Source organism: Pseudarthrobacter quantipunctorum (assembly GCF_045291495.1).
Classification (GTDB): Bacteria; Actinomycetota; Actinomycetes; order Actinomycetales; family Micrococcaceae; genus Arthrobacter; species Arthrobacter quantipunctorum.
The window spans coordinates 2,710,167-2,726,348 of the sequence record NZ_CP148033.1 but is presented as its reverse complement, the minus strand read 5'-3'; the positions used below and the strand labels follow the sequence as shown (position 1 = coordinate 2,726,348).

The 16,182-nt window shown below is 68.6% G+C and carries 11 protein-coding genes; all 11 read left to right on the top strand.

Translation table 11 applies throughout. The features are described 5' to 3' along the window. Nucleotides 1-41 precede the first annotated feature (41 nt). The 11 genes from WHH00_RS12385 (at nt 42) to WHH00_RS12335 (ending at nt 16,182) form a co-directional block, all read left to right on the top strand. Nucleotides 42-1,271 (top strand): RDD family protein, encoded by a 1,230-nt coding sequence (locus tag WHH00_RS12385; RefSeq protein ID WP_406638593.1) that lies wholly within the window; start codon nt 42-44, stop codon nt 1,269-1,271. After that, nucleotides 1,268-2,230: a PP2C family protein-serine/threonine phosphatase gene (locus WHH00_RS12380; protein ID WP_406633138.1), complete on the top strand. Its 963-nt coding sequence runs from the start codon at nt 1,268-1,270 to the stop codon at nt 2,228-2,230. Before WHH00_RS12385 ends, WHH00_RS12380 begins: the two co-directional genes overlap by 4 nt. Continuing rightward, nucleotides 2,217-4,187, top strand: a complete 1,971-nt coding sequence (locus WHH00_RS12375; RefSeq protein WP_406633136.1) for a hypothetical protein — start codon at nt 2,217-2,219, stop codon at nt 4,185-4,187. Before WHH00_RS12380 ends, WHH00_RS12375 begins: the two co-directional genes overlap by 14 nt. Further along, entirely contained in the window at nt 4,184-5,917 is a 1,734-nt protein-coding gene (locus WHH00_RS12370; protein WP_406633134.1) for a serine/threonine-protein kinase, read from the top strand. The genes WHH00_RS12375 and WHH00_RS12370 overlap by 4 nt, the downstream gene beginning before the upstream one ends. A 144-nt stretch (nt 5,918-6,061) precedes the next feature. After that, on the top strand, nt 6,062-6,766 hold the full coding sequence (locus WHH00_RS12365; protein WP_231454414.1) for a hypothetical protein: 705 nt from the start codon (nt 6,062-6,064) through the stop codon (nt 6,764-6,766). After that, nucleotides 6,763-11,208, top strand: a complete 4,446-nt coding sequence (locus tag WHH00_RS12360) for an FtsK/SpoIIIE domain-containing protein (protein ID WP_406633133.1) — start codon at nt 6,763-6,765, stop codon at nt 11,206-11,208. The genes WHH00_RS12365 and WHH00_RS12360 overlap by 4 nt, the downstream gene beginning before the upstream one ends. Before the next feature lie 132 nt (nt 11,209-11,340). Beyond that, on the top strand, nt 11,341-11,949 hold the full coding sequence (locus WHH00_RS12355; protein WP_406633131.1) for a hypothetical protein: 609 nt from the start codon (nt 11,341-11,343) through the stop codon (nt 11,947-11,949). Between the two features lie 63 nt (nt 11,950-12,012). Continuing rightward, complete coding sequence (gene ligA / locus WHH00_RS12350) at nt 12,013-14,322, top strand: NAD-dependent DNA ligase LigA (RefSeq protein ID WP_406638591.1); 2,310 nt, start codon at nt 12,013-12,015, stop codon at nt 14,320-14,322. Then, nucleotides 14,319-15,128 carry an inositol monophosphatase family protein gene (locus WHH00_RS12345; RefSeq protein WP_406633129.1) on the top strand — a complete coding sequence of 270 codons (810 nt, stop codon included), beginning with the start codon at nt 14,319-14,321 and terminating at the stop codon, nt 15,126-15,128. The genes ligA and WHH00_RS12345 overlap by 4 nt, the downstream gene beginning before the upstream one ends. 120 nt (nt 15,129-15,248) lie before the next feature. Then, nucleotides 15,249-15,752, top strand: a complete 504-nt coding sequence (locus tag WHH00_RS12340) for an N-acetyltransferase family protein (RefSeq protein ID WP_406633127.1) — start codon at nt 15,249-15,251, stop codon at nt 15,750-15,752. A 46-nt stretch (nt 15,753-15,798) separates the two neighbouring features. Continuing rightward, entirely contained in the window at nt 15,799-16,182 is a 384-nt protein-coding gene (locus WHH00_RS12335; RefSeq protein WP_406633125.1) for a RidA family protein, read from the top strand.

Here is a 16,182-nt window from a genome sequence, read left to right as displayed (position 1 = left end):
TCACCGCGCAGTCGGTTGCCGTCCCAGGGGGAGGAACGGGAATGGGAGTGAACCTTCAGCTTGTTCCGGCCACGGCCGGCAAGCGGCTTGGCGCTGCCGTCATTGACTGGCTGCCGCCGCTGGCTGTCCTGGTGGTGACGTTCGCTATCGGCTTTGCCGGGATCACCCGTACCCGCAGCGGCCAATACATCACCTATGACACGGCGTCACTGGTCTTGTCCGGCGGCATCGGCCTGGGACTGACAGTTGTGTACCTCTTTGCTGTCATGGGAATCGAGGCCCGGACAGGCAAGACGCCCGGGAACCTGCTGATGGGGATCCGCAGCACGGACAACGACGGCTATGCGCCGGGCGCCGGCACCGTGTTCCTCCGCGGACTTATTACCGGTGCCGGGATCATCCTTTCGTTGCTGGCCGCTGTCCTTGTAGTGGTCTTCAGGTGGTTCGAACCCGCCCTGTTCATCCTTGCGCCCCTGGTGTTAGCCGGCGCTGCCTGGGCTGTGCTGGTGGTGGTGTCCAACCACTGGGACAAGAACAGTGGCCTGCGCGGCTGGCACGACAAAGCAGCCAAGGCCCTCGTCTTCGATGTGAAGGCCGGCCGCGATCCCATCACCACCGGCGGCATCCAGGGCCCGTACAGCTTCGCCCCGCTGGACCTTCCCCCTGTGCAGCAGGTGCTGTCCCCGGTGGCTGGTCCCCAGTCCGCTGCGGGGCAGGCGGCGCCGGCTGTCCCTTCCGCAAGTTCCCCGCCCGCCCGGACGCCGTCGCAGACCATGCCCTACGGCGCGCCGGCGTCCTTCGCGCCGCCGGCAGCTGATGCGCCCGCCGGCCAGTCTGTTCCCGTAAGCCAGCCTGTCCCCGTCCAGGGTGGGCAGTACCAGGTGGACGACGACGTCGAACGCACCCAGGTGCGTCCGGGTTCCGGCGGCCCGGCGCCTCTGGCTGTGCTGCGCATCCGGCTGGACGACGGCCGGGACTTCCAGCTGGACCGGAGCGTCCTGGTGGGCCGCAACCCCGTGGGCCAGGCCGGCGAGCAGCACGCCCAGCTGCTAGCCGTCGACGACCCCGGCCGCTCTATTTCCAAAACCCATCTCCACCTGCTGACCGACGGCGCGGGGATCTGGGTGACGGACCGGAACTCCACCAACGGCAGCGCCGTAACCACCCCCAACGGCGCCAGGACACCCCTTGCCCCGGGGGTCCCCACTTTCGTTACGCCGGGATCCAGTGTCCACTTCGGAGACCGGACCTTTTACCTAGGACAGGCATGAACCAACAGCCCGCTAGCGTTCCCTCCACCTTCCAGCCGGGCCTCAGCCTGAGCTACGGCTACGGGACAGACCGGGGACTCCGCCGGGAGCTGAACGAGGACTCCTACATCGCTTCCGATCCTGTGTTTGCCGTGGCGGACGGGATGGGAGGCCATGAGGCCGGTGAAGTGGCCTCCGGCATGTGCGTCCGGGCCCTCGCTGCGATACCGCAGCTCGCCACCGGTGAACGGAGCGTCACCGCAGCCATCCTGCAGCAGTACCTGCTCCAGGCGGACACCTCCATCCGCGAGGCCACCGGCGCACGCGCCGGAACCACCCTGGCCGGAGCCGTGGTGGTGGAACAGATGGGCATGCCGTACTGGCTGGTCATGAACATCGGAGATTCCCGCACCTACCGCCTCAGCCAGGGCCGGTTTGAACAGATCAGCGTGGACCACTCCGAGGTGCAGGAACTTGTGGACGCGGGCGAGATCACCGCCAAACAAGCCACCGTGCACCCGCGCCGCCACGTTGTGACCCGCGCGCTTGGCACGGGAGACGAGACCGAGGCCGATTACTGGCTGCTTCCCGTGGAGGAAGGCGACCGGGTCCTGGTCTGCTCGGACGGCCTCACCGGCGAGCTGACGGACGAGCACATCCTCCGCATCCTCAGCACGGTGGGAGATCCGCAGGACGCCGCCGACGCCCTGATCCAGGCCGCGCTCCGGAGCGGGGGCAGCGACAACATCACGGTGATCGTGGTTGACGCCAGGAATGTCCTGAACGACGCCGGAGCAGCCACCACCGCACCCCGTCGCGACCCCGACGCAGTGGACGAAGATACGCTGCCCCGGGCGCAGGCGGGACAGAAGGCGCAGGCGGAGCAGGGACAAAAGGCACCGGCGGCGCAGGCTGAGCCCCAACACGGCAGCAACGATGCCGCGGACCAGGACGGGAAGCCCTCCGATGACCGGCACTAGCTACGTTCCGGGCACCTGGCTGGGAATAGTCCGTGGACGCACCGCCGTCCTCCTCGGCCCCGATACTCCGCCGGCCCTCGCGGGTGCCGTGTGGGACCTGCTGGGCACCGATCCCGAAGTCCATGAGGTACTCCACGCCGTCACCAGCAGTTCGGGAGGCTCGCTGGCGCAGATGCCGTCCTTTGGCATCATCGAAGCCACCGGACCCTTGCGCGTGTTCCTCCGCGGCGACCTCGACCTCGCAGTAGACCTGCCGGACGGCAGCGTGGAGCTCGACGGGCGGGACGTCACCACCTGGAACGAGCGCCGTTTTGCCCTCCCGGGGGCGTGCCGGCTTGCCATTCCGGCTGCCGGCTCCGCAGGGCAGCCGGAACTGCCGCTGGGGGAGGGTGTTGTCCTGCTGCAGTCGCTGGCGCTGGTCCTGGCCCCGCGCCAGCCGGAACTCTCACCGCCCTCAGCACCCCCGGCCTCTGTTGTGGTGGACTCCGAAGGCATCGCCGACGTCAGGGAGGCGGATACCGATGCCGACGGCTCGGCGGAGCTGACCATTGCGCCGGATCACGAGGCGTCGGCGGAGACCGTTGCGCCGGAACATGGAGCCTCGGCCGAGACTGTCGTTGGCGTGCTCGACGACGACGACCTGCCGGGCGGCGGCGTGCACCTGGAACCGGAGGACAGCGACGCGCAGGCGGAATATGACGACGCGCACGTTGAACTGGGGGACTCCGGCGCGGAGACCGGGCTTGGTCATGGGCCTTCATCCGGCTCCGCGGCGGCAGACGCACTTCCGGCGGGAGCCCAGTTGGCGGAGGCCCATCAGGCAGAATTCCAGCAGGCGGGATCCGTTCCCGCGGAGCTGGTAACTTCCGGTGAGACGGCGACCCCCGCCAGCGACCACACCAGTTCCTACGACCACCTGTGGGAACGGACTGTCGTGCGGAGCATCGAGGACGCTGCGGTGCGGGACGACGCCGAAGCGGAAATCGACGGGACACCCGACGCAGGCGCGGAGGCTGGGGAACAGGCCGCATCCCCCGTCCCCGGGCAGCCCGACGGACAGGAACTTCCGACGCCGGCAGCTGCGCCGGCCGCAGAAGCGCCGGCTGCCCCTTCCGTAGCTTCCGGCACTCCCGCCTTTGCGGTGCCTCGCCCCGCTGCCGGGGTGCTCATCGACTCCGTTCCGTGGAAGAAAGCTGGGGGCAACGCCGAGGGAGGCGCCCCGCAAGTAAATGCTCCGCAGGGCAGCGCCCCGCAGGTAAATGTCCCGCACGCCAGCGCCGAGCCACGGCCCGCCCCGGCACCGGCTGGCGTCCTGCCGTCCGCAGCGGGTGCCCCGCCGTCCGCGGCCGGTGGAGCTGCGCCCGCCGCTGCCGTGCAACACGCCCATCCTGGCGGCGCGGCCTTCGACGCTGACCACGACGGCCAGACAGTCATGAAGAGCAGCATCGCGTCCCCAGCCGGACAGACCGCCAGGCCGGTGGCGGACGACCCGGCGGCCGGGCCCACCGTCCTTGCCAGGGTCTGCAGCCAGGGACATGCCAACCCGCCCACCCGGGCGCAGTGCGCCGCGTGCGGCGCCGCGCTGCTCCCGGACGCCGTCCAGGTGCCCCGCCCCCGGCTGGGACGGGTGCGGATGTCCACCGGGGAACTTCTGGACCTCGACCAGTCACTGGTCATCGGACGGCAGCCGTCCGTGTCCCGGGTCCAGGGCGGCGTCATGCCCCGGCTGGTCCAGGTTCCAAGCCCCGAAGGCGATATCTCCCGGTCCCATGTGGAGGTCCGTCTGGAGGGCTGGCACGTCATGCTCTGCGACCTCAAGGCCACGAACGGTACGGTCCTGGTGCGTGAAGGCCAGTCTCCCCGCCGCCTGGCACAGAACGAGATGGCCATCCTGCTCGATGGTGACGTCGCTGAACTGGGCGACAACATCTCGCTGCGTTTTGAGGAGATTCCTTGAGTTCCAAACGGCCCGTCGCGCCGCCTCCCCGCATCCAGGGGTTCACGTACATCAGCCTGCTCGGCTCCGGCGGTTTCTCCGACGTCTACCTGTACGAACAGGACCGGCCGCGCCGCAAGGTTGCAGTCAAGGTGCTGCTCTCGGACCTGAAGACGGAGGGTGCCCGCCGCAGGTTCGAATCCGAGGCGAACCTGATGGCCCAGCTGTCCTCGCATCCGTACATTGTCACCATCTTTGAAGCGGAAGTGACCGACGACGGACACTCGTACCTGGCGATGGAGTACTGCTCCCGGCCCAGCCTGGACGTCCGGTACCGCAGGCAGCGGTTCAGCGTGGATGAAGTCCTGGCCGTCGGCATCCAGGTGGCCTCCGCCGTCGAAACGGCCCACCGCGCCGGCATTGCCCACCGCGACATCAAACCCGCCAACATCCTGGTCACGGACTACAACCGCCCTGCCCTCACGGACTTCGGCATCTCCGGCACCCTGGCGGGGGACGCCGACGAAGATTCAGGGATGTCCATCCCCTGGTCACCGCCCGAGCAGTTCACCGACGGTGCGGTGGACGGGGTCATGGTGGATGTATGGGCCCTCGGCGCCACGCTCTACACCCTGCTGGCAGGGCGGTCGCCGTTTGTGCTGCCGGGGGCGGACAACTCGCAGCGGGAACTGATCAACCGCATCAGCAATACGCCCGTGCCGCGTTTGGGCCGCGCTGACGTCCCCGAGTCCCTGGAGCTTGCCCTCTCCACCGCGATGGCTAAGTCGCCGCAGTCCCGCTACTCCTCCGCGCACGCCTTCGCCCTGGCCCTGCAGCGCATCCAGGCGGAACTCAACCTCTCCGTCACCCCCTTTGAAGTGCTGGAAGAGCCGCACCACGAGGACAGCCAGCTGGACGACGGCGTCGAGGAGACCCGGGTCCGGAGCATCGCGGCCATTGATCCGGAACGGACCGGCAGCGCCCCCACCTTCCCGGCGCGCACCTGGCCCCAGGCCGGCGGCCAAAGCGGCGGCGGGCAGGATCGGGGCGGGCAGGGCACCGCAGCCGAGGCCCCGCCGTCGCGCTTTACCCCGACGCAGGCCCCCGCTCCGTTCCAGCCCTCACCCGCCCCGGCCCCGCAGCCGCAGGAGTGGGCCAACGCAACTGTCCTGCGCGGTTCCGGCGGCAACGCCGGTACAAGCCGGGATGAGGGCACGCTGCCCGGAAGCCGTCCGGCCGCTGGCGCCGACGCCGCGGACGCTACCGTCCACCGCCCGGCCAGGGTGGAGGAGCCGGCAGCTGCGGGTCCCGTCACGGACCACGGGAAGCGCAACCTTTGGCTGGCAATCTCGGGCGGCACGCTGTTGGCTGTCTCTGCGGTGGTGGGCCTGGTGGTGGCGAACGCCTCGCCCGAAAAGCCTGCGGCAGTGGAGACCCAGCAGGCCAGCAGGCCGCCGGCCGATGCGCTGGACAACGGCACCGTGCCGGACGTCGAAGGCCTCACCGGGACAGCGGCAGGGGACGGCAATGCCTCCTTCACCTGGGTGAACCCGCAGCCCAAAGAGGGAGACACGTACAAGTGGCGGGTCTACACCATTGGCGGCGGCGGCGAATACCAGTCCATCGACCAGCCGCCGGTCAAGGTCACGGCCAATCCATCGGGGGAGACCTGCATCCAGGTCATGATCGTGCGGTCAGACGGGGCATTCTCCCCGCTGGAGGAAGGCTCCATTGCCTGCACCGGCCCATGAGCCGATGCCCATACCAGAAAACAGCAGCACAGCAACAGCAGCGCAGCGACGCAACACGCTATGGCCGAACGGCAGGTTGCCGGCCGGCAGCTTGTCCAGGAAATTTTGCCCGATGAAGTTTTGCCCAACGAGGAGGCACAGAAAATGGGGGATCTAGCAATAGATTTCTGTGGTGAGTGGTACGAGCCATCGGACGAGGACGTCTTCAACATCGGCCGTGAAGGCGACCTCGAAGTTGACGACAACCCGTATCTGCACCGGCAGTTCCTGCAGGTGGCCCGCTACGACGGGATCTGGTGGCTCAGCAACGTGGGCAGCATGCTTTCGGCAACGGTGGCGGACGCCTCCGGCGGAATGCAGGCCTGGCTTTCACCGGGCGCTCGGATCCCGCTGGTCTTCAGCCACACCAACATCATCTTCACCGCCGGGCCCACCACCTACGAGTTCGCGGTGCACCTGAAGACGCCGGCCTTCCGGCAGGAGTCGCGCGAGGGCGACAGCAACGGCGACACCACCATCGGCCCGGTGGTGTTCACGGACTCCCAGAAAGCCCTCATCGTGGCGCTCGCCGAACCCATGCTGCGGAGGGAAGGAACCGGCTTCAGCGCCATTCCCTCCTCGGCCGCAGCCGCCAAGACCCTGGGCTGGGCCCTGACCCGCTTCAACCGGAAGCTGGACAATGTATGCGACAAACTCGACCGCGTGGGTGTGGTGGGACTGCGGGGAGGCGGCGGCAAACTGGCCACCAACCGGCGCGCCCGGCTGGTGGAGCACGCCGTGACGTCGCACCTGGTGACCCCTGAGGACCTGTACCTGCTGGAGCGGATGAGGGGCGTGGACGAAGGATGAGGATACGCCTGACCCTTCGCAGGGATCCTGCGGAAACCAAGGACCTGGCCGTCACGGTGGACGGCCTGGCCACGGTGGCCGATACCGCTGCCGTGCTCTGGGCCGCGGACCCGGGGCGCAAGGGCACCCCGGCCCCGGACAACCTCTCCCTGCGGATCGAGGAAGCCTTCGTGGGCGCGGGCCTGAGCGGGAACATGCTCACCAGGACCGACAACCTCCTGGAGTCCGGCCTGCGCCCCGGCTCCGTGGTGTCGCTGGCACAGGTGAGCACGCAGTTCGACGTGCCCGGCGCGGGCCGCGGTCCGGCCGCGGCCACCCTCCGGGTCCTCTCCGGCCCTGACGCCGGCCGGGAGTTCTCCCTGCCCACCGGCACCAGCTATATCGGCCGGGACCGGGGCGTGGACATCCGGCTCTCGGACCCCCTGACGTCCAAGCGGCACGCTCGGATCACGGTGGGCGACGGCGTGGAAATCGTGGACACCAACTCCGCCAACGGACTTTTGATGGACGGGCTTCCGGTCACCCGTGCCACCCTGAATTCCTCGGACACGGTCACCCTGGGGGACACCACCGTGACCGTGGTGCCGCTGGGGCACAGCCACGCGGCAGCACCGACGTCGCCCCTGGTCAGCTTCAACCGCTCACCCCGGGTGGTTCCCCGCTTCGAGGAGCCAAAGCGCGTGGTCCCGTCCGGACCCAAACCGCCCGAGGACAACCCGTTCCCCTACATCATGATGATCGCCCCGCTGATGATGGGCGCCGTGATCTTTGCCGTGACCGGCAACCCGCTCTCGGTGCTGTTCATGCTCATGATGCCGCTGTTCATCCTGGGCCATTACGTGGACCAGAAGATGCGGACCAGGCGCCAGCAGAAGGAACAGCTCAAGCAGTTCCGCGCCTCCATGGCCGCCTTCCGCCAGGACCTCACTGAACTGCAGCAGGTGGAACGCGCCGTCCGGCTCCAGGAGGCCCCTTCTGTGAGCGACACCGTTGACGCCATCTACAAACTGGGTCCTCTGCTGTGGACCCACCGCCCGGAACACCGCGGGTTCCTGGGCCTCCGGTTCGGCCTGGGCACGGCACCTTCCCGGGTCCTCCTTGAGGAGCCGCAGAACAACGACACAGAGGTCCAGTACGCCAGGGAAATCCAGGACTGCCTGAAGCAGTTCCGCGACATTGAAGGCGTTCCCGTGGTCTCGCAGCTGCGGACCTCCGGCTCCCTGGGCGTTGCCGGTGCCCGCGGCCTGGTGGATGACGTGGCCCGCGGCATGGTGCTGCAGCTCGTGGGGCTCCACTCGCCCGCGGAAGTGGTCCTCACGGCCATCACCTCAGCCCAGTCGCGGGAACGGTGGAACTGGCTGCAGTGGCTGCCGCACGTGGGCTCGGGCCACAGCCCCCTCGCCGGCGACCACCTGGCAGCCGGCTCGGCCGGCGGGGCATCCCTGCTGGCCCGGCTCGAGGACCTCCTCGACGCCAGGGAAGCGGCGGCCAAACGGTCCGGCGCCGACCTCCGGCCGGAACTTGACCCCGCGAAGCATGACGTGGCGGAACCGGTGCTGCCGGCCGTATTGGTGATCGTGGAGGACGACGCACCGGTGGACCGCGGCCGGCTCACCCGGCTTGCAGAGCGCGGCCCTGACTCCGGCGTCCACGTGATCTGGGTGGCCACCGATATCCAGTCGCTTCCCGCAGCCTGCCGCGACTTCATGGTGGTGGACGGCGACCACGGCACCACCACCGGGCAGGTCCGCCTGGGCAGGCACACGTACCCCGTCAGCTGCGAAAGCGTTGACGCGGACCTGGCTGCCCAGCTGGCCAGGATGCTGGCGCCCGTCATGGATGTGGGCAAGCCCGTGAACGACGACTCCGACCTTCCGCGGGCTGTTTCCTATGCCACCCTGATTGGCAAGGACTTCCTGGACAACCCCCAGTCCGTCGCCGAACGCTGGACGGAAAACAACTCCGTGCACGCGAGCGCCGTGGCCAACCGCAAGGACAACGGAACCCTGCGCGCTTTGGTGGGCTCCAAGGGCGTCGAACCGCTGTACCTGGACCTGAAGAACGAGGGGCCGCACGCGCTGGTGGGCGGCACCACCGGTGCGGGCAAGTCCGAATTCCTGCAGTCCTGGGTCATGGGAATGGCCGCCGCCTACAGTCCGGACCGGGTGAGTTTCCTGTTCGTGGATTACAAGGGCGGCGCCGCGTTCGCCGACTGCATCAACCTGCCCCATACCGTGGGCCTGGTGACCGACCTTTCGCCGCACCTGGTCCGGCGTGCCCTGACCTCGCTGCGCGCCGAACTGCACTACCGCGAGCACCTGCTGAACCGGAAGAAGGCCAAGGACCTGCTGGCCCTGCAGCGCGAGGCCGACCCCGACGCGCCGCCGTACCTGGTGATCGTCGTCGATGAGTTTGCGGCACTGGCCAACGAGGTGCCTGAATTCGTTGACGGCGTTGTGGACGTCGCAGCCCGCGGGCGGTCCCTGGGGCTGCACCTCATCCTTGCAACCCAGCGCCCGGCGGGCGTCATCAAGGACAGCCTGCGGGCCAACACCAACCTGCGGGTGGCCCTGCGGATGGCTGATGAGGACGACGCCACGGACATCCTGGGCGTGCCGGACGCCGCGTATTTCGATCCGTCCATTCCCGGCCGCGGCGCCGCGAAGACCGGCCCGGGCCGGATCCAGGGCTTCCAGACCGGCTACGCGGGCGGCTGGACCACGGAGAAGCCGCAGCGGCCGCAGATCGACGTTGTCGAGATGGCCTTCGGCTCGGGACCCAGCTGGGAGGCGCCGGCTCCGGAGAAACCCGAAGCGGCAGAGCCCACCGGCCCCAACGACATTGCCAGGATGACCGCAACGATCGTCCGCGCCGCCGACACTCTCTCCATCAACGCCCCGCGCAAGCCCTGGCTGGACGAACTGGCCAAGACGTATGACTTTTCCAGGCTGCCGAACCCCCGCACGGACGAACAGCTCCTCCTCGGCGTTGCCGACGACCCCGCCCGCCAGTCACAGCCCACCGTGTTCTACGAACCCGACAAGGACGGGAACATGGCCATCTACGGCACCGGCGGGTCAGGAAAGTCCGCTGCGCTGCGCGGCATCGCCATTGCCGCGGCCATCACGCCGCGCGGCGGGCCGGTGCACGTGTACGGCATCGACTGCGGCTCCTCCGGGCTGAGGATGCTGGAAGAGCTTCCCCACGTGGGCGGCATCATCAACGGCGACGACGTCGAACGCGTCGGGCGCCTCCTGCGCCTGCTGCGGGACATCGCGGAGCAGCGCTCCGCCCGGTTCGCCGAGGTCCGCGCCGCCACTATCGTCGAATACCGCAAGCTCGCCAACAGGCCTGACGAAAAGCGCATCTTCGTGCTGGTGGACGGCATGTCCGCGTTCCGCGAGGCCTACGAACACAGCAGGCTCTCCGCGCTGTGGGACATCTTCCTCCAGCTGGCCACTGACGGCCGTGCCGTCGGCATCCACCTGGTGGTCACCGGCGACAGGCCGAATGCCGTGCCGGCGTCGCTGCTCGCGTCCATCCAGCGCCGCCTGGTGCTGCGGCTGTCCTCCGAGGACGACTACCTGTCCCTGGATGTGCCCCGGGACGTCCTCAACGCCGCCTCGCCCCCCGGACGCGGACTGCTGGACGGGCTCGAAGTCCAGCTGGCAGTCCTCGGCGGGAACTCCAACCTTGCGCTGCAGGCCCGCGAGGTGCACAAGCTCAGTGAAGCCATGCAACGCCAGGGACTGGATGCCGCCCCCGTCATCGAGAGGCTTCCGGAACAGGTGGACCTGGAGGTCCTGCCCGCCGGCAGCCAGGGCCTTCCGGTCATTGGCGTCGACGACGAAACGCTGCAGCCCGCCGAGATCCTGGCCAGGGGACCGCTGCTCCTGGCCGGCCCTCCGGGCTCGGGGCGTACGGTGGCCCTGGTGACGCTCGCCTACGCGCTGCGCAGGTCCAGCCCGGACGCAGAGCTGATCTACATCGGATCGCGGCGCTCCGCCGTCGCCTCCCTGCCCATCTGGAGCCGTTCCATAGTGGGCGCGGACGACCTCGCCGAGGTGGTGGAGGACCTGGTTGAACACTCCTCCGGGAATCCAGGGGCCCTGGGCATCTTCATCGAAGGCCTCACGGAGTTCACTGACACCCTGGCGGAATCGGGCATCGCACAGCTGGTGACCGCATCCATCAAGGCGGACCAGTGGGTGGTGGGGGAGTCCGAAACCTCCACCTGGTCCTCTGCCTGGTCCCTTGCCCAGCCGTTCAAATCCGGCCGCCGCGGGCTGCTGATGAACCCCGGCGACATCGAAGGCGACAGCCTGCTCAACACCTCGCTGGGCCGGGTCAGCCCGGACTTCATCCCGGGCCGGGGCTACGTGGTGGGCCGCGGCAAGGCCCGGAAAATCCAGGTGGCGCTGCCCCCCGAAAACAGGGTCTGACCCACCTCGTCTTCCACGGCATCACGGAGGGCCGCGGGTCCGGCGGATTTGCGGCCCTCCTGAAGGTGTAGAAAACTACCGGGGACACCAGAAAGCCGCTGTGGGGGGACTGCGCGCATCGAAAGGTAGCAAATGTCCCCGTCCTTGCCAGCACTCCGCGCTGTTCCGGCGACGGCATCGGCAGCCGTCCTGGCGCTCGCAGTGAGCCTGTCCGCGGCCGGGGCCGCAGCGGCGGACTCTCCCGATCCCACCGCAACCACCACAACCAGCCCCACCTGCGGCGCGTCGTGCACGGCGGAGCCCACCGAAACCAAACCCGGCGAAGGCCGGACGGACAAGCCGAAGGGACCCGACGAGCCGCCTGGCCAGCCGGGCGGGCCCGCGCCGGCGCCCCCGGCGGTGTCCCAGCCCCCTGCGCCCTCCTCCCAGGCGCCCCCGCCCGCGCTGACGACGGCTCCCGCGGCTCCTGACCCCGCGGACGCGTTGCCTGGGGAGACCACCACCCCGGAGCCCACGGCTACGGGATCCGGCCCCACGCCGTCGGCCTCCCCATCCACGGAATCAAACTGGACCAAGCCCGTCACCAGGCCGGCCAGAACCCAGGCCGCAGCCGTTTCCCCCGCCGGCGGTCACGGAACGGGAGGACCGGATCCCCTGACGATCACCGCCGGCGTCCTGCTGGTGGGAGCCGCGGCACTTGCGTTCACCTGGTGGGGCAGGACCCGCTTCCGGGCACACTGACGGACGGTGAGGCAAGATAGGTCTGTGACTACAGGACCTGGCCCCGCAGAAAAGACCGCCTCGATGTCCCCGCACCGGACACCCGCTGCCGGAACAGCCACCGGCGGGACACCAAAGGAACCTGAGGCCGTCCCCACCGAAGCGGTCCGCGAGGAATACGAGAACCTCGTGGACCTGGTCAGGAAGTACCGGTTCGCGTACTACCAGGAAGACGCGCCGCTGGTCTCCGATGCGGAATTCGATGACCTTTTCCGCCGGCTCGAGGAGATCGAGGCCCTCCACCCCGAACTGGTGGCGAACGACTCGCCAACTCAGGAGGTGGGCGGGGAAGTCTCCGCCGCCTTCGCCGCCGTGCAGCACCTGCAACGGATGTACAGCCTTGAGGATGTGTTTTCCCTCGAGGAACTGGAAGCGTGGCTCGCAAAGGCTGAGGCCGGCATAGGCAAGCTGGGCGACGGGACCCCTGCCGCAGCCTGGCTGACGGAGCTCAAGATCGACGGCCTGGCAGTGAATCTCCTGTACCGCGACGGGAAGCTGGTCCGGGCTGCCACCCGGGGCGACGGCACCACCGGTGAGGACATCACCCACAACGTCCTCACCATCAAGGAGATCCCGCAGCAGCTCCAGGGCGGGGATTTTCCGGCCGAGATGGAAATCCGCGGGGAAGTGTTCATCCCGTCCAAGGCGTTCGCCGAATTCAACGAAGCCCTGATTGAAGCCGGCAAGGCGCCCCTGGCCAACCCCCGCAACGCGGCCGCGGGTTCGCTCCGTCAAAAGGATCCGGCCGAGACAGCCAAGCGCCCGCTCAAAATGTTCGTCCACGGCATCGGTGCCCGGGAAGGGCTCCAGGCGCGCAGCCAGTCGGAGACCTACGGCCTGCTCAAGGAGTGGGGCCTTCCCGTCAGCCCCTATTCGGAGGTGCTGGGAAGCGCCGCGGAAGTCCTGGACTTCATCAAGCGGTACGGCGAGCAGCGCCACAAGCTGCTGCATGAAATCGACGGCATCGTCATCAAGGTGGATGACTTCGCCACGCAGCGGGCACTGGGCTACACCACCAGGGTTCCGCGCTGGGCTGTGGCCTACAAATATCCGCCGGAGGAAGTGCACACCAAGCTGCTCGACATTTTGGTCAACGTGGGCCGGACCGGCCGTGTAACGCCCTTCGGCATGATGGAACCGGTCAAGGTGGCCGGCTCAACTGTTGAGATGGCCACCCTCCACAACCAGGACGTGGTCAAGGCCAAGGGCGTAAAGATCGGCGACATCGTGATCCTGCGCAAGGCGGGGGACGTCATTCCCGAGATCGTGGGCCCGGTCCTGGCCCTGCGAGACCAGCAGGATCCGCCGGTGCGGGACTTCGTGATGCCCACCGAATGCCCCTCCTGCGGTACGCCGCTGGCTCCGGCCAAGGAGGGCGACGTGGACATCCGCTGCCCCAACGCGAAATCCTGCCCGTCCCAGCTGCGCGAGCGCGTGTTCCACCTGGCGGGCCGGGGAGCCTTCGACATCGAGGCCCTCGGCTGGGAAGCCGCCATAGCGCTGACCCAGCCTGCAGAGCCGGAGGTTCCGCCGCTCACTTCCGAAGCCGCGCTGTTCGACCTCACCCGCGAGGACCTGGCGGAGGTCCGCATCCGGCGGGAGAAGCGGTCCAAGGGCGTCCCCACCGGCGAATACGAACTGGTGCCCTACTTCTACAGCAAGGGCACGGCCAAGGCACCGTCCAAGCCCACGGCCACCACGGAAAAGCTCTTCAAGGAACTGGAGAAGGCCAAGACCCAGCCGCTCTGGCGGGTGCTGGTGGCGCTGTCCATCCGGCACGTCGGTCCGCGGGCCTCCCGTGCCCTGGCGACGGCCTTCGGCACCATGGAGGCCATCCGCCAGGCGTCGGAGGAAGACCTGGCGCACGTTGACGGGGTGGGCCCCACCATTGCTGCGGCCCTGAAGGAATGGTTCGCGGAGGACTGGCACCAGGAGATCGTGGACCGCTGGGCCGCCGCGGGGGTCCGGATGGCGGACGAACGCGACGAGTCCATGCCGCGCACGCTCGAAGGGCTGACGGTGGTTGTCACCGGCTCACTGCCGAACTTCAGCCGGGATGAGGCCAAGGAAGCCATCCTGGTCCGGGGCGGGAAGGCGGCGGGTTCCGTTTCCAAGAACACCAGCTACCTGGTGGCCGGCGAGAGCGCCGGAACCAAGCTGGACAAGGCCGAGCAGCTGGGTGTCCCCGTGCTGGACGAGGACGGCTTCCGCCAGCTCCTGGCCGGCGGGCCGGCAGCACTGGAGGCCGGAACTGAACCGGAGGCCGGGGCTGAATCAGAGGGGCCTGAATCTGCGGCCCCATCAGAACACACTGACGCGGAGGTAACAGCATGACCAGTCCTGCAGCCCTGTTGGAGGTGGCGAAGGCGGCAGCGGCTGCCGGAGCCGCGGTGCTGGCCGGCCGCAACACCGAGGCCCTCCAGGCCAGCAACAAGGGCGACTCCGGCGACTGGGTCACGGCGTTCGACGTCGCGGCAGAGCACGCAGTCCGGGACGTCATCGCGGCCGCCCGCCCCGGGGATGCCATCACCGGCGAGGAACACGGCACCACCAGGCCGGCGGAACCCACCGGCTACCGCTGGTCCATCGACCCCCTGGACGGCACCACCAACTTCATCCGCAACATCGTCTACTACGCCACCTCCGTGGCAGTTGCCGATGCCGACGGCGCCTGGCTGGCCGGCGTCGTCAACGCCCCTGCGCTGGGCCGCGTCTATTACGCCGCACGCGGCCAGGGAGCCTGGCTGGAGGAAGCAGGCAGGGTGACCCGGCTGGAGGGGCCCGTCCCGGGCCGGAAGGGCCAGATCCTGGCCACCGGATTCAGCTACGATCCCGGGGTCCGGGCCGAGCAGGCCGCCTTCCTGGCCGGACTGATGGACGGCTTCGCCGACGTCCGGCGCCTGGGATCCGCCGCCCTGGACCTGTGCCTCGTGGCGGACGGGACCCACGATGCCTACGGTGAGCGCGGCCTCAACGAGCACGATTTTTCGGCCGGTGCCCTCATCGCGGAAGAAGCCGGCTGCTGGGTCCGGCGGCCGCGCCTTGCCAGCCCCTTGGAGGGCGGGCCCGCCGACGCCGACCGCCTCGAGGCCTGGACCTGCGCCGGCGGCCTGGAACTGTCGGGCAAATTCCCGCTCTGAGGCCCGGTACTGTCCTGGAAGTCCGGACTTGGTGGGCGCCTGCCCCACCGCACTGATAGTTCGCTCACGAAAAGCGCAGGTTTGCCAGGTGTTACCGGCGGGTACCACTACCATTGACGGGTGCAGCCGCAGATAAGAGTCCGTCCCGCCGTCGAAGCAGATTACGACGCCGTTGCCCGCATCACGCGCGATTCCTACCTCGCCGCGGGCTACTTCGAGGACGCCGACCACCCCTACATGCGCAAAGTGCAGGACGTTGCGCTGCGGGCCGGGCATGCCACCATCTGGGTAGCCGAACGGGACGGAGTAGTGGTCGGCTCGGTGACGCTGGCCCGCGCCGGGGAGCCGTACGCGGACATCGCCCTTGAGGATGAGCTGGAGTTCCGCATGCTGGTGGTGGATCCTGCCGTGCAGCGCAGCGGCGCAGGCAAGGCCATGGTGGAAGCCATCCTGGACTACGCCAGGCAGCTCGAGGGCGTTAGGGCCGTTGCCCTCACCACGGGCCAAACCTGGGAAAGCGCCCACGGCCTGTACCGCAAAACGGGCTTCCACCGGGTGCCCGAGCGTGACTGGCTGGTCCCCGGAACCGACATAAAGCTGCTGGTTTACCGCCTCGACGTGTAGCAGACCTACAGTGGTGCCGACCCAATCCAGCAGTGAAAGGCCCACCATGCGCAAAACCTTCGGCACCGGCTCCGTCTGGGAACAGACCCTCGGCTACTCCCGGGCCGTCCAGGTGGACAACACCCTCTACATCTCCGCCACCGCCGCGAGCGGCGAGGACGGAATCGTGGGGGACGACTTCTATACCCAGACGCAGTACATCCTGCAGAAACTCGGCAAGGTCCTGGCTGACGCCGGCTTCGGCTTCGAGGACGTCGTCCAGTCCAAGCTCTACCTCACGGACATCAGCAAGTGGGAAGACTCCGGCCGGGCCCACGGCGAGGTCTTCGGCGAGATCCGCCCCACCCTGTCCCTGGTGCACGTCCTGCCGTTCCTTGACCCGAAGATGCTCGTCGAGATCGAGCTTGTGGCGCAGAAGAGCACCAGCTAG